17 protein-coding genes and 1 tRNA gene are annotated in these 19,053 nt (G+C 69.1%); 10 read left to right on the plus strand and 8 right to left on the minus strand.

What is annotated here, in order from left to right; genetic code table 11:
- Window positions 1-65: 65 nt before the first annotated feature.
- Window positions 66-506, plus strand: coding sequence for a hypothetical protein (locus tag ACQ0O7_RS00300; RefSeq protein WP_430779652.1), 441 nt, complete (start codon window positions 66-68; stop codon window positions 504-506).
- 292 nt (window positions 507-798) lie between these two features.
- On the opposite strand, the gene ACQ0O7_RS00305 is transcribed toward ACQ0O7_RS00300, so the two are convergent.
- The 3 genes from ACQ0O7_RS00305 to ACQ0O7_RS00315 form a co-directional block, all read right to left on the minus strand.
- Window positions 799-1,413, minus strand: a complete 615-nt coding sequence (locus ACQ0O7_RS00305; RefSeq protein ID WP_430779653.1) for a hypothetical protein — start codon at window positions 1,411-1,413, stop codon at window positions 799-801.
- Window positions 1,414-1,577: 164 nt separating this feature from the next.
- Window positions 1,578-2,402, minus strand: coding sequence for a WecB/TagA/CpsF family glycosyltransferase (locus ACQ0O7_RS00310; protein WP_430779654.1), 825 nt, complete (start codon window positions 2,400-2,402; stop codon window positions 1,578-1,580).
- Between the two features lie 271 nt (window positions 2,403-2,673).
- Window positions 2,674-2,756 (minus strand) — tRNA-Leu (locus ACQ0O7_RS00315).
- A gap of 255 nt (window positions 2,757-3,011) precedes the next feature.
- On the opposite strand from ACQ0O7_RS00315, the gene ACQ0O7_RS00320 reads away from it, so the two are divergent.
- The 7 genes from ACQ0O7_RS00320 (at window position 3,012) to pknB (ending at window position 11,859) form a co-directional block, all read left to right on the plus strand.
- Entirely contained in the window at window positions 3,012-3,794 is a 783-nt protein-coding gene (locus ACQ0O7_RS00320) for an FhaA domain-containing protein (protein WP_430779655.1), read from the plus strand.
- A gap of 5 nt (window positions 3,795-3,799) precedes the next feature.
- The gene (locus tag ACQ0O7_RS00325; protein ID WP_430779656.1) at window positions 3,800-4,282 is read left to right on the plus strand and encodes an FHA domain-containing protein FhaB/FipA; all 483 of its coding nucleotides are present in this window, start codon (window positions 3,800-3,802) and stop codon (window positions 4,280-4,282) included.
- Window positions 4,279-5,658: a PP2C family protein-serine/threonine phosphatase gene (locus ACQ0O7_RS00330; RefSeq protein WP_430779657.1), complete on the plus strand. Its 1,380-nt coding sequence runs from the start codon at window positions 4,279-4,281 to the stop codon at window positions 5,656-5,658. Before ACQ0O7_RS00325 ends, ACQ0O7_RS00330 begins: the two co-directional genes overlap by 4 nt.
- 76 nt (window positions 5,659-5,734) lie before the next feature.
- Window positions 5,735-7,195, plus strand: a complete 1,461-nt coding sequence (locus ACQ0O7_RS00335; RefSeq protein WP_430779658.1) for an FtsW/RodA/SpoVE family cell cycle protein — start codon at window positions 5,735-5,737, stop codon at window positions 7,193-7,195.
- Window positions 7,192-8,691: a peptidoglycan D,D-transpeptidase FtsI family protein gene (locus tag ACQ0O7_RS00340; protein ID WP_430779659.1), complete on the plus strand. Its 1,500-nt coding sequence runs from the start codon at window positions 7,192-7,194 to the stop codon at window positions 8,689-8,691. The genes ACQ0O7_RS00335 and ACQ0O7_RS00340 overlap by 4 nt, the downstream gene beginning before the upstream one ends.
- A gap of 1 nt (window position 8,692) precedes the next feature.
- Window positions 8,693-10,060, plus strand: coding sequence for a protein kinase domain-containing protein (locus ACQ0O7_RS00345; protein ID WP_430779660.1), 1,368 nt, complete (start codon window positions 8,693-8,695; stop codon window positions 10,058-10,060).
- Complete coding sequence (pknB, locus tag ACQ0O7_RS00350; RefSeq protein ID WP_430779661.1) at window positions 10,057-11,859, plus strand: Stk1 family PASTA domain-containing Ser/Thr kinase; 1,803 nt, start codon at window positions 10,057-10,059, stop codon at window positions 11,857-11,859. The genes ACQ0O7_RS00345 and pknB overlap by 4 nt, the downstream gene beginning before the upstream one ends.
- A gap of 51 nt (window positions 11,860-11,910) precedes the next feature.
- On the opposite strand, the gene ACQ0O7_RS00355 is transcribed toward pknB, so the two are convergent.
- The 4 genes from ACQ0O7_RS00355 to ACQ0O7_RS00370 form a co-directional block, all read right to left on the minus strand.
- Window positions 11,911-12,561, minus strand: a complete 651-nt coding sequence (locus ACQ0O7_RS00355) for an aminodeoxychorismate/anthranilate synthase component II (RefSeq protein ID WP_430779662.1) — start codon at window positions 12,559-12,561, stop codon at window positions 11,911-11,913.
- A 4-nt stretch (window positions 12,562-12,565) separates the two neighbouring features.
- Window positions 12,566-12,844 carry a hypothetical protein gene (locus ACQ0O7_RS00360; RefSeq protein WP_430779663.1) on the minus strand — a complete coding sequence of 93 codons (279 nt, stop codon included), beginning with the start codon at window positions 12,842-12,844 and terminating at the stop codon, window positions 12,566-12,568.
- A gap of 3 nt (window positions 12,845-12,847) precedes the next feature.
- Entirely contained in the window at window positions 12,848-13,903 is a 1,056-nt protein-coding gene (locus tag ACQ0O7_RS00365; protein WP_430779664.1) for a class E sortase, read from the minus strand.
- A gap of 860 nt (window positions 13,904-14,763) precedes the next feature.
- Window positions 14,764-15,558 (minus strand): DUF881 domain-containing protein, encoded by a 795-nt coding sequence (locus tag ACQ0O7_RS00370; RefSeq protein WP_430779665.1) that lies wholly within the window; start codon window positions 15,556-15,558, stop codon window positions 14,764-14,766.
- Between the two features lie 174 nt (window positions 15,559-15,732).
- Here ACQ0O7_RS00370 and ACQ0O7_RS00375 point away from each other — a divergent pair, with 174 nt between their 5' ends.
- Both ACQ0O7_RS00375 and ACQ0O7_RS00380 read left to right on the plus strand, forming a co-directional pair.
- On the plus strand, window positions 15,733-15,996 hold the full coding sequence (locus ACQ0O7_RS00375; RefSeq protein WP_430779666.1) for a cell division protein CrgA: 264 nt from the start codon (window positions 15,733-15,735) through the stop codon (window positions 15,994-15,996).
- A gap of 145 nt (window positions 15,997-16,141) precedes the next feature.
- Window positions 16,142-18,277 carry a (Fe-S)-binding protein gene (locus tag ACQ0O7_RS00380; RefSeq protein WP_430779667.1) on the plus strand — a complete coding sequence of 712 codons (2,136 nt, stop codon included), beginning with the start codon at window positions 16,142-16,144 and terminating at the stop codon, window positions 18,275-18,277.
- Here ACQ0O7_RS00380 and ACQ0O7_RS00385 read toward each other — a convergent pair.
- Window positions 18,274-18,972, minus strand: a complete 699-nt coding sequence (locus tag ACQ0O7_RS00385; RefSeq protein WP_430779668.1) for a GOLPH3/VPS74 family protein — start codon at window positions 18,970-18,972, stop codon at window positions 18,274-18,276. The genes ACQ0O7_RS00380 and ACQ0O7_RS00385 overlap by 4 nt on opposite strands.
- Window positions 18,973-19,053 lie beyond the last annotated feature (81 nt).

Genomic DNA, 19,053 nt, shown 5'->3' on the forward strand with positions numbered 1-19,053 from the left:
GTCCAAGCGCGGACCGGACCGCGCTGTGGGCCGGGACACACCACCGAACGAGGCAAGGCAGACAGATGACTATTGGTTCCGACAGTCTCAGCAGCGGCTCGTCGACGGCGCAGGATCGGTTCAGCGGCGGGGTCAGCGCGTACCGGCAAGGGCGGCGCGAAGCGCTGGACAGCACCGACGGTGAACTGGTCCGCAGCGGCTCGGGCCTGCCGACCCGCTCACCCGGGCGCTCGCACGGCAGCATCGAGCCGACCAGTCCGCTGGACCGCGCGGCCAAACTGCCGTCCCTGGACATGCAGGGCCTGGGCGACCCGTTCGGCTCCGGGAGCTGGAGTGACAGCGGATCGTCCAGCCAGTCGATGGCCGATCATCCGCTGCTGCGCGGGCTGCTGCTGGAACTGCCGGCCCGGGGCACCCTGCCGCCGTCGGACTGGCTGGACCGCTGGTTCGAGGCGACGCGCTCCATTTTGGAGCTGCTCTACCAGCAGGAAGCCAAGCGGCACTAGGTTCCGCGCAGCGAAACCGCGTGTGGTGACCTCTGGGGCGTTTCGCACCGTAACTGTCCACGCTGGCGGCGACGAAGCCGTGTGTGGTGACCTCTGGGGCGTTTCGCACCGTAACTGTCCACGCTGGCGGCGACGAAGCCGTGTGTGGCGATTTTTGGGGCGTTTCGCACCGCAACTGTCCACGCTGGCGGCGACGAAGCCGTGTGTGGTGATTTTCGGGGTGTTCCGCGCCGGAAGTGACCACGTGGGCTGGGGGCGGGCGAACACGCGCGCGGCCTCGATTTCACAGGCTTCAGCGGACGCCCGCGGGGATCCGCTCGCGGTCCATCGGGGCCAGCACCAGCGGGGCCAGGCGGTTGTGACGCAGAGCCGCGCGGATCCCGATCCCGGCGATCGCCAGCGCGGTCCCGATGACGGCGAAACCGGCCACCCCGGCCGACTCGCCGATCGGCAGAGTCACCAGGTCGGCGGCGATCGGCAGACCGACCAGCGCGGCCAGACCGGTGATCTGCAGCGGCGCGGCCAGCAGTGGATGCGCGGCGGCGGCCCGAAGACCCGGCGGAATCGGCGCGAGCGGCGCGGTGGCGAACGCCCCCGCGCCGCGCCGGACCCGCCCGAGCCGGCGCACCGTGGCGGTCACCACGATCAGGCCCGGCACGGCCGGCAGCAGGGCGGCGGTCGGTGCGGCCTGGACACCTGGAAGCATGCTGGCGACGAACGGCACCGCGACGAACACCGCGAGGCCCGCGACGATCAGCCCGGTGACCAGCCCGGCCCGGCGGCGGAGCTGGTGCGCGCTGATGGCGGTGGGCAGCCCGTCGGAGAGCAGCCCGGCGGCGAGCCAGGTGGCGGCGAGCGTGCCGATCATGATGACGTCCACTGCGGTGTCCACATTGACAGCGTTCACCGTTCCGGCAACCTTCGAAACCGGGTTATGCCCGGAACACGGACCCGTAAGGGTCGGGAAAGCCTGATGGTGATCGTTTGGTCACTATGGGTGGTGACCGTTGTGGACCATGTGGACAAAATCATCGGCACGAGAGTGATCTGTGCCGCACTGTCGGAAAAAGATCAGACCGCGAACTCACGCACCGGCTCGGTGGCCGGCGCCGGCGGAACGGCCTTCCACAGCCCGAGCTTCTGTGCGCCCAGTCGGCTCAGGTAGGCCGGGTTGAGGATCACATAACGCTTCCACAGCCGCTTCGGCTCCAGGCCGAGGCGCCACAGCCACTCCAGGGCGTACTTCTGCATCCACGCGGGCGGGTTCTTCAGGAGCCCGGCGTGGTAGTCGAAGGCGGCACCGACGGCCAGCAGCGGCATGTCCAGCAGGGGCCGCATCGCGTAGGTGAAGATCTCCTGCCGCGGGCAACCCAGCCCGACCAGCACGATCCGGGCCCCGGACGCCTTGATCCGCTCGGCGATCGCCTCCGGCTCACCCGGCTGCGACTTGCGGAACTTGGAGGCCTCCACCCCGGCGATCTTCAGCGCCGGGAACATCCCGGTCAGCGCCGGCACGAGCCGCTCCAGGACCGGATCGGTCGACCCGTACAGGTAGATCGGCAGTCCCTCGGCCGCGGCCTGCTCGACCACCTTCAGCGTGAGGGACGGTCCGTACACCCGATCGGTGAGCCCAGCCCGGTGCAGCAGGTTCAGCGCCCAGCGGACCGGCTGCCCGTCCGGAGTGACCAGGTCGAAGGAGTTGAGCCGGGCGTTGTGCGCGGGATCCTCGACCCCGGTCATCACGCCGTGCACGGCCAGGGCGGTCACGGCGAACCCACGCTGCTCCCGGGCCGCTTGGATGATCTGAGCCGTGGCAGTCGCATAGTCCGTCGCGTCGACGAGCACCCCGAGAACGTTGTGCTTGCCCTGCCGAACCCCAGCACCAGTCGCAGTCACGACCGCACCCCACCTCAAAGACCGTGTAAGGCGGCGAGCATAGCGCTCCCCAAACCTTCACCCGAAAGTTGACGCCCCCGCGCAAGACTCACCCGTACACACCAATGGTGTTGATCGTGAAACCGCGACCACCGCGCGGCAACCATGACCGAACCGCAGACCGCGACCACCGTGATGCGGGGTTTCCGGGGGCTCGGCCCACGGAGCAGATATGACGAGAGCGACCCCGGTCCGCGCGTTCCGCGGACAGAGGTCGCCCATTCGACTCTCGTGGGGATGGGGGGAGTTGAACCCCCACGTCCTTTCGGACACACGGACCTGAACCGTGCGCGTCTGCCATTCCGCCACATCCCCATGTGACTTTCTTGCTCGCCTCCAAGATCATAACATCTGATCTTTTCGGCTGAATCAGGCGGGTTGGGCCTGCTTCTTGTTACTGGTTGCGACAGACTACGCTGTCGCACGTCACCAAGCGCGTTCAAACTGAGTGAGTTTGTATCGCCCCGCGACGGAGGAAACACTAGCACGGCGTCGAGGGGCGCCATACGAGGGTCAGAAGTGCCGGCTGCTCTTGGGCTACAGATGCGCAAGCGGTCGCCGGATACCATCATGTCCTCGGAACCCGAGGAGGAGCCGGTGAGCGTGCTGCAGCGCTTTGAGAAGCGATTGGAAGGCCTGGTCGAAGGGGCCTTCGCGAAGGTGTTCAAGGGTGTCGTGCACCCTGTGGAGATTCTGAATGCCATGCAGCGGGAGGCCGAGGCGCACAAGGCCATCCTCGCCGGTGGCCGCACCCTCGTGCCCAACCGCTACGTGATCGATCTGTCGCCTTACGACCACAGTCGTCTGGCGCCCTATGCCGCCGCGCTGGCCCAGGAGCTGGCGCAGTCCCAGGCCGAGTTCATCGGTGAGCAGGCCTGGACGGTCTACGGCGACGTGATCGTCGAGATCGAGCGCGGTGACGGTCTGGACACCGGGATGTTCCGGGTCACGGCCGAGGTCTACACCGGTGGCGAGGTCGCCCCGGTGCAGCAGCCGGCCTACGACGCCGGCCCGCAGTATTCGCCGTACGACCAGCAGGGCGGCTACCAGCAACAGCACCACGGCGGGCCGCGGAGTGTGGGCCTGGTCTCCGGTGATGGCCGGACCTACCCGCTCCAGATGGGCTCGACCGTGATCGGCCGCGGCGACCAGGCGAACCTGCGTCTGCCCGACGTCGGGATCTCCCGCCGGCACGCCCGGCTGGACTACGACGGCAACCAGGTCGTGCTGACCGATCTGGGTTCGACGAACGGCACCATGGTCAACGGCCAGCGGGTGTCCGCCGTCGCGCTGAACCCGGGCGACATGATCCAGCTCGGGACGACCACACTCACCTTCCGAGTGGACGGCTAGCGGCCTTGCCCGAATTCGTCCTCACCGTCGCCCGATTCGGGTTCCTGATCCTTCTGTGGATCTTCGTGTTCACAGTGGTCGGGGTGATCCGGCGGGACCTCTTCGCGAGCAGCCGGTCCAAGAGCATCGTCGCCAGCCCTCGGGGGGTGGGTGGCGCGGTGCTGCCGGGCCGGCCGGCGAAGGTGAAACGCGGTAAGGCGGCGCGGCAACTGGTCGTGACTGCCGGTAATTTGGCCGGCACGAGAATCACTCTCGGTGAGGCTCCGATCACCATCGGCCGGGCCGAGGATTCGACGCTCGTCATCACCGACGACTTCGCGTCCGCCCGGCACGCCAGGCTGGTTCCGCGGGAAGGCCAGTGGTTCGTGGAGGACCTCGGCTCGACCAACGGCACCTACCTAGATCGCGGTAAGGTCTCCGGACCCACTCCAGTCCCCCTTGGCGTTCCGATCCGGATCGGGCGCACTTCTCTCGAGTTACGGCCATGACCCTGACCCTGCGCTATGCCGCCCAGAGCGACCGCGGTCTGATCCGAGACCTGAACCAGGACTCCGTCTACGCCGGGCCGCGACTTCTCGCTGTCGCGGACGGCATGGGCGGCATGGCCGCTGGTGACGTCGCGTCCAACATCGTCATCGCCGCCATGGCGCCTCTCGACGACGACGTCCCCGGGGACGCCATGGTCGACGCCCTGCGGCACGCCGTCGGGACCGCAAATCAGCAACTGCGGGACACCGTCGACGCCAACCCTCAACTCGAGGGGATGGGGACCACGCTGACCGCGGTCCTCTTCTCCGGCAGCAAGTTCGGCATGGTGCACATCGGGGACTCCCGGGCGTACCTGCTGCGCAAGAACGAGTTCGCGCAGATCACCAAGGACGACACGTACGTCCAGATGCTGGTCGACGAGGGTCGGGTCAGCCCCGAGGAGGCGAGCAGCCACCCGCAGCGGTCGCTGCTCACCCGGGCGCTGGACGGCCGCGACATCGACCCGGAGTACTCAGTGCGTCAGGTGCTCCAGGGCGACCGGTACCTGATCTGCAGCGACGGGCTCTCCGGTGTGGTCAGTGGCGACACGATCGCCCAGACCATGCGGGAGCTGACCGACCCGAAAGCGTGTGTCGAGCGGCTGGTCCAGCTCGCCCTGCGCGGCGGCGGCCCGGACAACATCACCGTGATCATCGCGGACGCCGTCGACGGCATCGTCGAGCAGGCCCCGATCGTCGGTGGTGCCGCGTCGCTGGACCGGGGCAACACCACCGTCGCCGACAGTTCCACCTCGGCTGCCCGCGCGGCCGCGCTGAAACCGCAGCAGCCGCGCCCGGCCCAGCCGGAGCCGTCCGGCGGTTACGAGCAGGACGCCGAGCCCTCCGGTCACCCGGTGCGGAACACGCTGCTGGTGCTGCTCCTGCTCGGTGCGCTCGGCGGTGGCCTGTGGGCCGGCTGGCAGTACATCCAGGACCAGTACTACGTCGGTGCGACAGAGGAGGGGCAGCTCGCCATCTTCCAGGGCGTGCCCGGCCAGGTCGCCGGTCTGGACCTGTCGTCGGTGAGCGAGACCAGCACGGTCCGCCTCGACGATCTGACCTCCGGCGCGCAGGAGCGGGTCAAGCAGGGCATCCACGCCGCGAACCAGGCCGCCGCCCGCACCACGCTGGCCGACCTGACCAGCGAGGAGCCGTCGAACCCGAACCTCAAGCCGATCTGTGACGCGCCCGACGCGACGCCGTCGGCCTCCGCCTCGGCCCGTCCGAGCGGATCTCCGGTCCGCAGTGCTCCGGCCAACGCCTCGGCGCCGGCTGTGGGCGTCACCGAAAGTGCTCCGTCGACGGTCGACCCGGTCGGGTGCCGGACCGTCGACTGAGTTCGGCCTACACGTCTGGGGATATTTTTTGACCGCGCCCGCCGTACCGGCTCCCACGCCCGCCTCCACGGGCGAGATGTCGCGTATCCGGGGATGGAAGACGCGCCGTAACGCCGAGCTCGGGTTGCTGGTGTTCGCCATGGGACTGGTCGCCGCTTTCGGCGCGACCGTCGAGGCGAACCAGTTCGACGAGATCAGGCCGAACTTCTGGGTGCCGGCCGCTCTGATCGGCGTCCTGTTCCTGGGCCTGCACATCGTCGTCCGGTTCACGGCACCCTATGCCGATCCGGTGCTGCTGCCGTCAGTGGCACTGATCAACGGCATCGGGGTGGCCTTCATCCGCCGGCTGGACATCGCCAAGGCGATCGCCCAAGGTCTCCCCGAGCCGGGGTTCTTCGGCGACACCAGCGGCCGTCAGCTCGCCTGGACGCTGTTGTCCCTGGTCTTGGCCTCGGTGTTGTTGCTGGTGATTCGCGACCACAAGGTCATTTCGCGGTACGCCTACACGCTCGGCCTCATCGGCATCGTGCTGATGATGATCCCGGCCGTGTTGCCCGCCAAGTACTCCGAGGTCAACGGCGCCAAGATCTGGATCAAGTTCGGTGGAGCCTTCTCCATCCAGCCGGGTGAGTTCGCCAAGATCGCGCTGGTCTCGTTCTTCGCGTACTACCTGGTCCGCAAGCGCGAGGTGCTGTCGCTGGCCAGCAAGCGTTTCCTGGGCATCGACTTCCCCCGGGGCCGCGACCTGGGCCCGGTTCTGACCGTCTGGATCTTCAGCGTCCTGGTCCTGGTCTTCGAGAAGGACCTCGGAACCGCGTTGCTCTACTTCGGGCTCTTCGTCGTCACGCTCTACGTGGCGACCGAGCGGTCCAGCTGGCTGATCATCGGCTTGCTGCTGTTCTTCGGCGGCGTCTATGTGGCGTACCTGCTGGGCAGTGTGGTCGGCGGTCCGTTCGCGAACTTCTACGACCGTGCCGCGGTGTGGCTCGACCCGTTCGCCCAGGAGAACTACACGCGGGAGAGCGGCAGCAGCTATCAGCTCGTTCAGGGCCTGTTCGGGCTCGGTACCGGCGGCCTCTTCGGCACCGGGCCGGGCGCGGGTTCCCCGGGCAAGGTGCCGGAGGTCCGCAACGACTTCATCTTCGCCGGCCTCGGCGAGGAGATCGGCCTCTTCGGGCTGGTCGCGCTCCTGGTGCTCTACCTGTTGATCGTGGAACGGGGTCTGCACGCCGCGCTGGCGGTCCGGGACTCGTTCGGCAAGCTCGTCGCCGGCGGTCTCGCCTTCACCCTCGGCCTGCAGGTCTTCGTGATCCTCGGCGGCATCACCGGGCTGATCCCGCTGACCGGCCAGACCACACCGTTCCTGTCCGCCGGTGGTTCGTCGCTGATGGCGAACTGGATGCTGATCGCCATGCTGTTGCGGATCTCCGACGCGGCCCGGCGACCGACCAACGCCGCTCCGGAACGGGCGAGCGGCGCCCCCAAGAAAGCACCCACCCAACTGCACGGCGCCATGACGGAGGTGATCAAGCCGTGAACGGTCCGCTCCGACGCTCCGGTGTGGTCATCATGGTCCTGTTCGGCGCGATCTTCGTGAAGCTGAACTGGGTCCAGGCGTACAAGGCCGACGAGTACCGCACCGACGCCCGCAACCAGCGAGTCACGATCGCCGAGTACGACCGCCCCCGTGGGGTGATCGAGGCCGGCGGTGTCGCCCTGGCCGAGAACATCGAGACCGACGGGGAGCTGAAGTACCAGCGGGTCTACCCGAAGAAGGAGATCTACGCGCCGGTCCTCGGCTACAAGCCGCTCAGCGGTATCGCTGTCGGCATCGAGGCGGCCGAGAACGACATCCTGAACGGGGCCAGCGACAAGCTCTTCGCCGACCGGCTCAGCGACATGTTCACCGGCGACTCCACCAGCGGCGGCAACATCGTGCTGTCGCTGGTCCCGCGCGCGCAGGACGTCGCGTGGAAGGAGATGACCGGAAACGAGCGCGGGGTGACCAAGGGCGCCGCGGTCGCCATCGACCCGGCCACCGGCGCTGTCCAGGCCCTGGTCTCGATGCCGAGCTACGACCCGAACCCGCTGGTCAGCCACGACACGGATGCTGCTTCCAAGGCGTTCGCGAAGCTCAACGACGACAAGGACCAGCCGCTGCTGAACCGGGCCGTGGCGAACACCCTGCCGCCCGGCTCGGTGTTCAAGGTGATCGTCTCGGCGGCGGCCCTGGAGAACGGCTACGACCTGGACACCTCGATCCCGGCCGGCGCGGTCTACCAGGAGGGCGGCGCGACGATCCGCAACTCCGAGGACGAGGTCTGTCCCGGCAGCCAGATCACCCTCAAGGGCGCGCTGACCACCAGCTGCAACACCGGCTACTCCAAGCTCGGTGTGAAGCTCGGCCGGGATGTGGTGATCGACAAGGCCAAGGACTTCGGGTTCGAGGTCGAGGGCGAGAAGGTCGGCGACCTGGAGAGCGACAAGGGCCTGTCGGTCGCCGCCAGCCGGATGGGCAAGATCTCCAACGAGGACGGCAGCGTCGACAACGCGGCGCTGGCCCAGTCGTCGCTCGGCCAGCGTGACGTCCGGATGACCCCGCTGCTGGCCGCGATGGTGGCCGCCACGGTGGCCAACGACGGCAAGCAGATGAAGCCCTACCTGGTGCAGCAGCAGCTCGACTCGAACCGCGGGACGATCTACACCGCCAAGCCGAAGACGCTGCGCGAGCCGATCAGCGCGGGAACGGCCGAGGGGCTGCGCGAGATGATGGTCAGCGTCGTCGAGAACGGCACGGGCCGGAACGCGAAGATCAACGGATTCACCGTCGGCGGCAAGACCGGTACCGCCCAGAACGCCGCAAACGCGAACCCGCACGGGTGGTTCATCGGGTTCGCCTACGACAAGGACGGCAAGGCCGTCTCGGCGGTGTGCGTCATGCTGGAGAACGTGCCCGGTGGTCACGCCAGCGCCGAGGCTGCCCGGATCGCCGGGCTCATCATGAAGGCCGCGGCCGGCCGGGGAGGGAACTGACATGATCCGCCCGGGGGTCACGCTCGGGGGGCGATACCGCTTGGAAGAGCGGATCGCCGGGGGCGGCATGGGCGATGTCTGGAAGGGCATCGACGACGTGCTCGGCCGGACCGTCGCCGTCAAGATCCTGCTGCCCGCCCTGCTCGACGAGCCGGGCTTCGCCGAGCGGTTCCGCGGCGAGGCCCGGACCATGGCCACCATCAACCACCCGGGCGTGGTCGACGTCTACGACTACGGCAGCGATCAGAGCATCGCCTTCCTGGTCATGGAGTACGTCGAGGGTGACGCACTCTCCCGGACCCTGAGCCGGGTCGGCCGGCTCACCCCGGCCCGGACCATGGCGCTGGTGGCGCAGGCCGCCGACGCGCTCCAGGCCGCACACGGCAACGGCATCGTGCACCGGGACGTCAAACCCGGCAACCTGCTGGTACGCCCCAACGGCACCCTGGTCCTGACCGACTTCGGCATCGCCCGCTCGGCTCTGGTGGGTCAGCTCACCGTGGCCGGGGCGGTGCTCGGCACCGCGTCGTACATCTCGCCCGAGCAGGCCGCCGGTGATGTGGCCACCCCGGCCTCCGATGTGTACGCCCTGGGTGTCGTCGCCTACCAGTGCCTTTCCGGGCACCGCCCGTTCGACGGCGCCACCCCGATAGAGATCGCCATGAAGCACGTGCGGGAGACACCCCGCCCGCTGCCCGGCGACATCCCGCCCGCAGTGCGCGCCATCGTGGAGCGGGCGATGGCCAAGGACCCGGCGACCCGCTGGCCGAGCGCCTCGGCGATGGCCGCGGTGGCCCGGCAGGCGGCGTCCTCGCTGACCACCGCCCAGCAGCCGGTCGCGCCGCAGCAGCCGGCGCAGAGCACCCGCCCGACGAGCGCTCCGCCGAACCGCCCACAGTCCGGTGGACCGGTGTCCGGTGCCGCTCGCGCGGCGGTTCCGCGGCCGGTGTCCGGTGCCCGGGGCGCGGCCTCCGTGCCGGTTCCGCCGGTGTCACCGGCCCCGCAGCCGATGGCCCCGCCGATGTCTCCGGCGCCGCCGCCGTACCGGCCGCAGTCGGCCCCACCCGCCAACCCCTATCACCAGGCGGCCGCCAAACCGGAGGGCACGTTCGGACGTCAGGTGCTGGTCGTCCTCGCCGTGGTGCTGGCACTGTTGGTGCTGCTCTGCGCGGGGGTCATCTCTTTCCTGTTACGAACCGGCAACGGCAATGCCGCCTCAGGCAGCACGCTGGGTCATCACAGCAGCTCTGAGGCTATCCTCCGCTCGGGCGTGGTCGCCGACCAAGTGTCGGTGGCGTCGTACCGTCTACAGAAGGCCGATGCCCAGCTCGGCTGGTTCCGACCTAACGAAGGACGACAGACGTTATGACGGCTCAGGCCCGCCTGCTCGGTGGCAGGTATCAGGTCGGCGAGCTGCTCGGCTACGGCGGCATGGCAGAGGTGCACAAGGGTCGTGACCTGCGCCTCGGCCGGGACGTCGCGATCAAGATGCTGCGGACCGACCTGGCTCGGGACGCCACCTTTCAGGAGCGGTTCCGTCGTGAGGCGCAGAACTCCGCGGCGCTGAACCACCCCGCGATCGTCGCCGTCTACGACACCGGTGAAGAGATCTCGGCCACCGGCGAGAAGCTTCCGTTCATCGTCATGGAGTTCGTCAACGGGCAGACCCTCAAGGAGGTCCTGGCCCAGGAGCAGCGGCTCCAGCCGCGCCGGGCCCTGGAGATCATCGCCGACATCTGCGCCGCCCTGGAGTTCAGCCACCGGCACGGGATCATCCACCGGGACATCAAGCCCGGCAACGTGATGATCACGCAGAACGGCCAGGTCAAGGTGATGGACTTCGGCATCGCGCGGGCCCTTGCCAGCGGTGCCACCACGATGACGCAGACCAGCGCGGTCATCGGCACGGCGCAATATCTGTCGCCGGAGCAGGCGCGCGGCGAGTCCGTCGACGCCCGCTCCGATGTGTACGCGGCGGGCTGTGTCCTCTTCGAACTCGTCGTCGGGCACCCGCCGTTCGTCGGTGACAGCCCGGTCAGCGTCGCCTACCAGCACGTCCGCGAGGACCCGAAGCCGCCGAGCTCGATCGTCCACGACCTGCCGCCGGAGATCGACGCGATGGCGCTGAAGGCGCTCGCGAAGAACCCGCTCAACCGGTACCAGAGCGCCCAGGAGATGCGGGCCGACGCGCTGCGCGCCGTCTCCGGCCGCCCGGTGCTGGCCACCCCGGTGATGAGCGAGGCCGAGACGGTCGCGATGACCGGCGGCCCGCGCGCCCAGCAGTGGCCGCCGGCCGGCGCCACCACCGTGCAGCGCCCGGTGCAGCCCGGATACCCGGGCGGATACCCCGGTGGTGTCCAGCAGAAGCCGGAGAGCCGGTCCTCGTGGGTGATGGCCGCGGTGGCCGGTCTGGCCGTGCTGGTCGTGGTGGTGCTGGGCGTGGCCCTGGCGATGAACCGCACCGGGAGCGAGCCGGACAACACCGCCAAGGAGCCGACCCCGGTCACCATGCCCACCCTGGAAGGGCTGTCGAACAAGGACGCGAAGGCCGAACTCGACCGGCTGCAGTTCACCAACTACACGGTCACCGACCCCGAGGTCACCGACGACTGTGACAACACGGTGCTCAAGCAGAGCCCGGGCCCGGGCCAGGCCGTGCAGCTCACCGACCCGGTGTCGTACACGATGTGCACCAAGCCCGAGGCGGTCCCGGTGCCGGACAACCTGGCCGGCGGCAGCCTCAGTTCCGTCCAGGCGACGCTGGAGCAGGCCGGCTTCGTCGTCGAGCCCCGCGAGGTCGACAGCGTGCGGGCGAAGAACCAGGTCATCTCGGTGGAGAGCGCCGGCGAGAAGGTGCCGCCGGGCACCAAGCTCACCGTGCGGTATTCCAACAACAGCCTGGTCGAGGTGCCCAACCTGAAGGACCGCACCCAGGTCGCGGCCGAGGCGGTGCTCGAAGAGCGCGGTCTGGTGGCCAACGTCGTGGAGGTGCAGGCCGACGGTGTGCCGGGGACGGTCATCGACCAGAGTCCCGGCGCCAAGAAAGAGGTCAAGAAAGGCAGCACGGTGACCATTCAGGTCATCGCCGAGCAGGCGCCGAACCCTGACCCGAGCGGTTCGCCGTCGCCCGATCCGGACGAGACCGGCGATCCACCAGGAACCGAGTAGACGACGAAGGCCGGCATCCCCGCGGGGACGCCGGCCTTCGGTCTTTCCGGCTCAGACGGTGGCGAAGGCCGAGCGGCGCCGGGTCTCCACCTCGGCGGCCAGCGCCGGGGCCTTCTCCAGGGCGGACGGCAGACCGCAGGCGGCCAGCCAGTTCGCCAGCATGGTGTGCCCGCCCTCGGTCAGCACCGACTCCGGATGGAACTGGACACCCTCGATCGGCAGCTCCCGGTGCCGCATGGCCATCACCACGCCGGACTCGGTCGTGCCGGTCACCTCGATCTCGGCGGGCAGCGTCTCCGGCACCACGGCCAGCGAGTGGTAGCGGGTCGCGGTGAACGGGTCGGGCAGGCCGGCCAGCACCCCGACACCACGGTGGTGCACCTCGGAGGTCTTGCCGTGCAGCAGCTCCGGGGCGCGGCTCACGGTGGCCCCGAAGGCCGCCCCGATCGCCTGATGACCCAGGCAGACCCCGAACATCGGAAGCTTGCCGGCGTACGTCCGGATCACGTCCATCATGATCCCGGCGCGAGTCGGCTCGCCCGGTCCCGGGGACAGCAGGACGCCGGCCGCGCCGAACCCGCCCACCTCGTCGACGGTGATCTCGTCGTTGCGCCGGACCACGCACTCGGCACCGAGCTGTTCGAGGTACTGGACCAGGTTGAAGACGAACGAGTCGTAGTTGTCGATCACCAGAATGCGCACGTCATCACCTGCTGGAGTTCGGATCTGGCTGGTTGGTGGTGTCGCTGTAGGGCAGCTCGTCGGGGCCCTCGTCCACACCCGCGCCGTCGTCACCCGGGATCGTGGATCCGGCGTCCTCGCCGGTGCCGGCCTCGACCTGGACGTCATCGAACGGCAGGAACGGGGTGGCCCACGGAAAGACCACATACCACAGCAACGCGCCGATGGCCGTGATCAACACCAGTGAGCAGGTCACCTTCGCCCAGAGGCCGCCCGGCAACTTGCGCCAGATCCATGCGTACACGGATCAGGCCTTCATCGCGGCCGGCATGCCGGCGTCCGGTTTGGCCTGGTCGCGCGGAACCGTCTCGACCAGCTCGGCGTGGACGATCAGCCGCTCGTAGTTGTTGAACTTCGGGTTGCAGGTGGTGAGAGTCAGCACCGCCTTGGTGGCCTTGGCCTTGGGCTTGCCGGGGACCGCCGCCACCACCTCGACCTGGTGCGGCTTGACGACCTCCTGCTGGTAGACGCGATAGACGTACCAGCTGTCGCGGGTCTCGACGCCGATGACATCGCCGTCCTGCATCTCGTCCAGCCGCCAGAAGATCTTGCGAACCCGGTGGCCGGCGACCGAGAAGTTGCCGACCTGGCCCGGTTTCGCGGTCTCCGGGTAGTGGCCCGGCGCGTAGCGGATGTCGTCCGGCTTCACCCCGTCGACGACCACCCACTTCATGTCGAACTTCGGGATGTAGAGGCGGCCGACCAGGTTGGCGCCGGGCGCGGCCGGGCCCTTCTTGGCCGGGGTGCTCGCGGTCGGCGCGACGGTCGGATCAGCCCAGGCCTCGTCCAGCTCGGCGCCGAGGGTGTCCTGCTCGGAGTCGACCGCGGCCGAGTTGCCGAACACCTGGTAGCCGGCGAAGAGCAGCACCACCAGGCCAAAAGTGATCATCAGCTCGCCGGAGGCGCGGATGCCTGAACGGATCTTGGATCCGACGGTCGGGCGGGTCAGCTCCGAGTAGACGCTCTTGTAACCCTCATCGGTCTGCTCCGGGCGCAGTTTGACCACCCGCTCGCCCTTCTTGGGCGGCTCGGCGGCGTCGTCGGACGGCTCGGCTGCCGGGCGTGGGCCGGGGGAGGCCGAGACCGCGGCGGCACCGAGCACCGCGTCCGGCCCGGCGGCGTCCCGGGCGGCCTTCGCGGCGCTGCCCGGCACCGCCTTCTTGACCGGGTCGACGGTGCGCAGGATGCCGGTCGGGGCGTCGACGGTGCGGATCAGGGTGGTCGGGCTCGGGTCGGCGTTGGCCCAGGCCGGGGTCTCCGCGGACGGGGCCGGGGCACTGCTCGCCCAGGACGGCGTCTCCACCGGCCGGCCGGTGGGCGCCGGGCTTCCCGGGACCGGCTGACCGCCGAATCCGGACGGTCCAGGCTGGCCGGCTGATCCAGGCTGGCCGGCTGAGGCGGGTGAGCCGATGAAGGGAGACGGTCCAGGCTGAGCGGGGGTAGCAGGCGCCCCGGTGAACGGGGACGGTCCCGGCTGACTCGCAGCGGCGGGCGGGCCGGTGAAAACGGATGGTCCGGCTTGTGCGGAGGGTCCGTTATGCGCGGGATGTGCAGTCTGGCCGACGGTGGGCAGCGCTGCGTATGTGGGCTGACCGCTGGCGGTCGGCGCTGGGAAAGAGGGCTGTCCCGCGGCGGGCGGCGTCGCGTATGCGGGCTGACCGCTAGTGGATGGCGTCGCGTGAGCCGGCTGAGCGGGGGTGTCGGCCGGGCGCACCGGCGGTGGCCAGGCGGTGCCGGACCGGGCCCACGCGGGCTTCTGCTGCTGATCCACAGGCTTCTGCTGCTGCTCCACCGGGGACCAGGCGGCCGTGGCGCCGTCGTAGGAGGGCCTCAGCGGCTCGCTGAGCGGCGCGCCGGGCCGACCCGGGGCCGGGGGGTGCGGCGATCCCGCTGGAGCCGCTGACGGCTCGTAGGGCTGCGGCGGCCCGGCCGGAGTCGCTGACGGCTCGTTGGGGTGCGGCGGCCCGGCCGGAGCCGCTGACGGCTCATAGGCGTGCCGGCTCGCTCGCTGTTCGGTGTTGCCGCCGAGGCCGACCGGTGGTTCGAGTGGCCCGCCGGGGACGCCGTCGGGCGCCGCGTCGGTCAGGCGCGGGATGAATGCGGTCTGGGCGGTCAGCGCGTCGCTGTCCGGGGCGCGGTGGCGGCCCGAGCCGGATGGGGCCGTCACTGGGCTGCCTGCGCCGAACGGAGGTCGGTCGATCCGTCGTACGCCTGCACTGTCACGTTCTTCTCCACCTTTTCCGTGTAACCGAGCCCGAAGTCGGCGACGGCCTCCCGGAACTGTCTGACTCCCTCTGCCGACTCCAACGCGTGACTCATCGTTGTGGGTTCGCCGATCGCGGTGATCTTGAAGGGAGGCGAGAAGACCTGGCCGTGAAGCAGCAGGGTGTTGCCGACGCATCTTACCGCGCTCGTGGAGATCACTCGGACATCCATGATCGTCATGGCTTCGGCGCCGCCTGCCCACAGTGCGTTGACGACGGCCTGGACGTCACCCTGATGCACCACCAGATCGTCGTTGTCCGGGGCGTTGTCGCCGAAGTCGGCGCCGCGCCGCGGGGAGTCGTTGAGGGTGACGGTCACCCCGGGGCCGCTGAGCCGGGAGAATCCGGCGGTCTGGCGCAGCGCGTCGGCCTGGTCCTTGGCCGGCTGGTCCAGTTCGGCCAGACGGGTCGTCTCCCGGTCCACCTGGGTCAGCAGGCCCGCCGCCTCCTTCTCGCTGGCCGCCAGCCGTTTGCGCTTCTCGGCGATCAGCTGGGTGAGTTGCGGCCGGCGGTCGTCGCGCAGGGTCGTACCGTCCGCCGTGGTCGCCGACGTGGTGAACAGCAGTCCGGCGGCGAGCGCGATCAGCGGAACGCCGGCGGACCAGATGGACCGGCGGTGGTGTGGCGGGCGCAGGCCGCCCGCGACACGCCGGAAGACGAGCTTCCAGGAAGCTCCGCCCTCTGAAAAAGCCACTCAGCCCCCTCATGAACAGACGCTCGGGGTATTTTCTCGCCCCGGCGGGTGCCTGTCTGCGTACTGCCTTGACTACGCTAGCGGGCGAACAGTATTCGCCACGGGCAGCATTCGGGACCTCCGGAGCCGCTCAGCGGTGGGTTGTTCACCACTTGTTGCCCTCAGGAGAAGACCGTGCCCAAGTCTCAGGTTCGCAAGAAGAAGGTCTACACCCCGCCGTCGGACATCAGCCCGGCGGTCAAGGGTGCGACCAACAAGCCGAGTCCCGTCTGGCTGCCGGCATCCGCGGTGACCTTGATCGTGGTCGGCATCGCCTGGCTGGTGATCTACTACCTGTCCTCACAGCAGTGGCCGGTGGAGAGCTGGCGTTACTGGAACCTGGCGGTCGGCTTCGGCTGCATGGTCGCTTCTCTGGGGCTGCTGTCGCGCTGGCGGTGACATCCGCCGCCTATACGTGAAAATCTCCGAAAGCTAGCGCACCCCGGCTCCGCGTGGGGTGCGCTTTCGGCGTGGGGCGCTTGCCCAGCTATTACTCATGAGTAACATAGGTTGGCGCACCGCCGACCGAGGAGGCACAACGCAGATGGGCTACGCGCAGATAGTCGCCACCGTCTTAGCGGGGGCAATCACGGTGGTAGCCGTCTACCTGGCGGTTCGTGCCGTGATGACGATCACCGCGGTGATCCGCCAGGGCCAGCCGGACCCGGCCCGCTTCGCGGACCCGAAGACCCGGACCAAGACCATGCTGGTGGAGACCGTCGGTCACACCAGGATGTTCAAGTGGAGCGCGATCGGCGCCGCCCACTGGCTGGTGATGGTCTCCTTCGTCCTCCTGTCGTCGCTGGTGCTGGAGGCCTACTTCGAGGTCGTCGACCCGAACCTGGGCCTGCCGATCATCGGGCACTGGCTGGTCTTCGGGCTGGTCACCGAGTGGATCGGGTTCCTCAGCCTGCTCGGCATGCTCTACCTGATCTTCGTGCGCCAGCGGCAGAAGCCGGGCGCGGTGAAGCGCAGCCGCTTCCTCGGCTCGACCATGTGGCAGGCCTACTTCGTCGAGGCGATCATCGTCGGCGTCCTGTTCTTCGGCTTCCTGATCCGGGGCTTCAAGGTCGCCACCGACCACTTCGAGTACCCGCTCTGGGCGACGCCGTTCAGCCACGCCATCGGCTCGGTGCTGCCGGCCTGGGACGACGGCGCCACCTGGATGGCGCTGATCAAAATCGTCATCTCGATGAGCTGGCTGATCACCATCTCGCTGAACCCGACGATGGGTGTCGCCTGGCACCGCTTCCTGGCGTTCTTCAACATCTACTTCAAGCGCAACCCGGAGAAGCCGGCCGGCTCCGGTCTCGGCGCGCTGAAGCCGATGATGAGCGAGGGCAAGCCGCTCGACTTCGAGGAGGCCGACCCGGAGAAGGACCTGTTCGGCGTCAACCAGGTCGAGCAGTTCACCTGGAAGGGCCTGCTCGACTTCTCCACCTGCACCGAGTGCGGCCGCTGCCAGTCGCAGTGCCCGGCGTGGAACACCGCCAAGCCACTCTCCCCGAAGCTGCTGGTGCTGTCGCTGCGTGATCACGCGTACGCGAAAGCTCCTTATCTCCTCGCCGGCGGCGGCAAGGATCTGATGGGCGAGGAGAAGGCGACCGAGGCCCAGCTCGCGCACATGGACGTGCTGGCGCTGGCCGAGGGCAACCGCCCGCTGATCGGCGGGGTCGACGAGAACGGCATCATCGACCCGGACGTGCTCTGGTCCTGCACCACCTGCGGCGCCTGCGTCGAGCAGTGCCCGGTCGACATCGAGCACATCGACCACATCGTCGACATGCGCCGCTACCAGGTGCTGATCGAGTCGAGCTTCCCCTCCGAGGCCGGCGTGATGCTGCGCAACCTGGAGAACAAGGGCAACCCGTGGGGCGCCCCGCAGAACACCCGTGAGGACTGGACCAAGGGCCTGGACTTCGAGGTGCCGCGGGTCGGCGAGACCGAGGACTTCGACTACCTGTTCTGGGTCGGCTGTGCCGGCGCGTTCGAGGACCGGGCCAAGAAGACCACCCGCGCGGTGGCCACGCTGCTGCACGAGGCGGGCGTCAACTACGCCATCCTCGGCGAGGGCGAGACCTGCACCGGTGACCCGGCCCGCCGGATCGGCAACGAGTTCATCTACCAGATGCTCGCCCAGCAGAACGTGGAGACTCTGCAGGAGGCCAACGTCAAGCGGATCGTGGCCACCTGCCCGCACTGCTTCAACACCCTGGGCAACGAGTACGAGCAGCTCGGCCTCGAAGTCGAGGTGGTGCACCACACCCAGCTGCTCGCCCACCTGGTCAAGGAGGGCAAGCTCACCCCGGTCCAGCCGATCGAGGGTGACGTCACCTACCACGACCCCTGCTACCTGGGCCGGCACAACCGGGTCTTCGACGCGCCTCGGGAGGTCCTCGGCGAAGCGGCGAACCTGGTGGAGATGCCCCGCAACCAGGAACGTTCCTTCTGCTGTGGCGCCGGTGGCGCCCGGATGTGGATGGAGGAGCGGATCGGCAAGCGGATCAACGTGGAGCGGACCGAGGAGGCCCTCGCGACCGGCGCGAAGACGATCGCGGTGGGCTGCCCGTTCTGCTACACGATGATCGGCGACGGTGTGACCGGGAAGGGCAAGCAGGAGGAGGTCGAGGTGGTCGACGTGGCCACCGTCCTGCTCCGCTCGCTCAAACAGGACGTCTAGGAACCGCCACCACCTCCGCCGTCCCCGCCGCCGCCTCCGTCGCCACCGCCCCCATCGGTGACGACGACGGCGGCGGCGACGGCCATCTGGACGTCACGGATGGTCCGGTGCACCGCCTCGGCCGCCCACTCGCCCTCGCTGATCTCCTCCAGCCGGGCCCGGAGCAGCTTGCGGTCCATGTCCGGGAAGATCTTGCGTTCGCTTCCGGTCGCCGCGACCAGGGCACAGAGCGCGCCGGTACGCGGCTCCACCGGCCCGGTCCCCTCCAGCGCGGCCCGCATCCGCCCCCGGGCCTCGGTCTCGGCGATCGGCTCGACCCCGTGCACCGCCGGGTACCTGGTACGCGGGAAGACGATCATCACCCGGCTGTGTACGACCCGCAGCACCTCGGCGGCGACCAGGTGATCCAGCACCGGCTGCCGGACACCCTGGGAGAGCTTGCGCACCCAGTGGCCGGGTTTGCGGTCCCGCCCGTCGGCGCTGATCCGGTTCAGGGCCTGGGTCACCAGCCCGCCGTCGTCAACGGGTGTGGTGTTCAGCACCACCACCCGCCCGTTCTCCACGCCGACGCGTTCGGCCAGGGCCAGCTCGACCAGGAGCGCCCCAGCCAGCGCGTAGTCGAGACTGCCGCCGTCGATGATCCGGCGCCCCTCGTCGTCGTACGCCAGAAGGACGAGTTCATCCAGGAGGTTCATCCCTCGACGGTAGAACGCAGCGTCACGGCACGGTTGGTGAGGTGCGGCCCGGTTCCGGCACAATGAGGTCCGAGGTGAACC

Origin of the sequence: Actinoplanes sp. G11-F43, from assembly GCF_050589265.1 — a bacterium.
GTDB lineage: Bacteria > Actinomycetota > Actinomycetes > Mycobacteriales > Micromonosporaceae > Actinoplanes.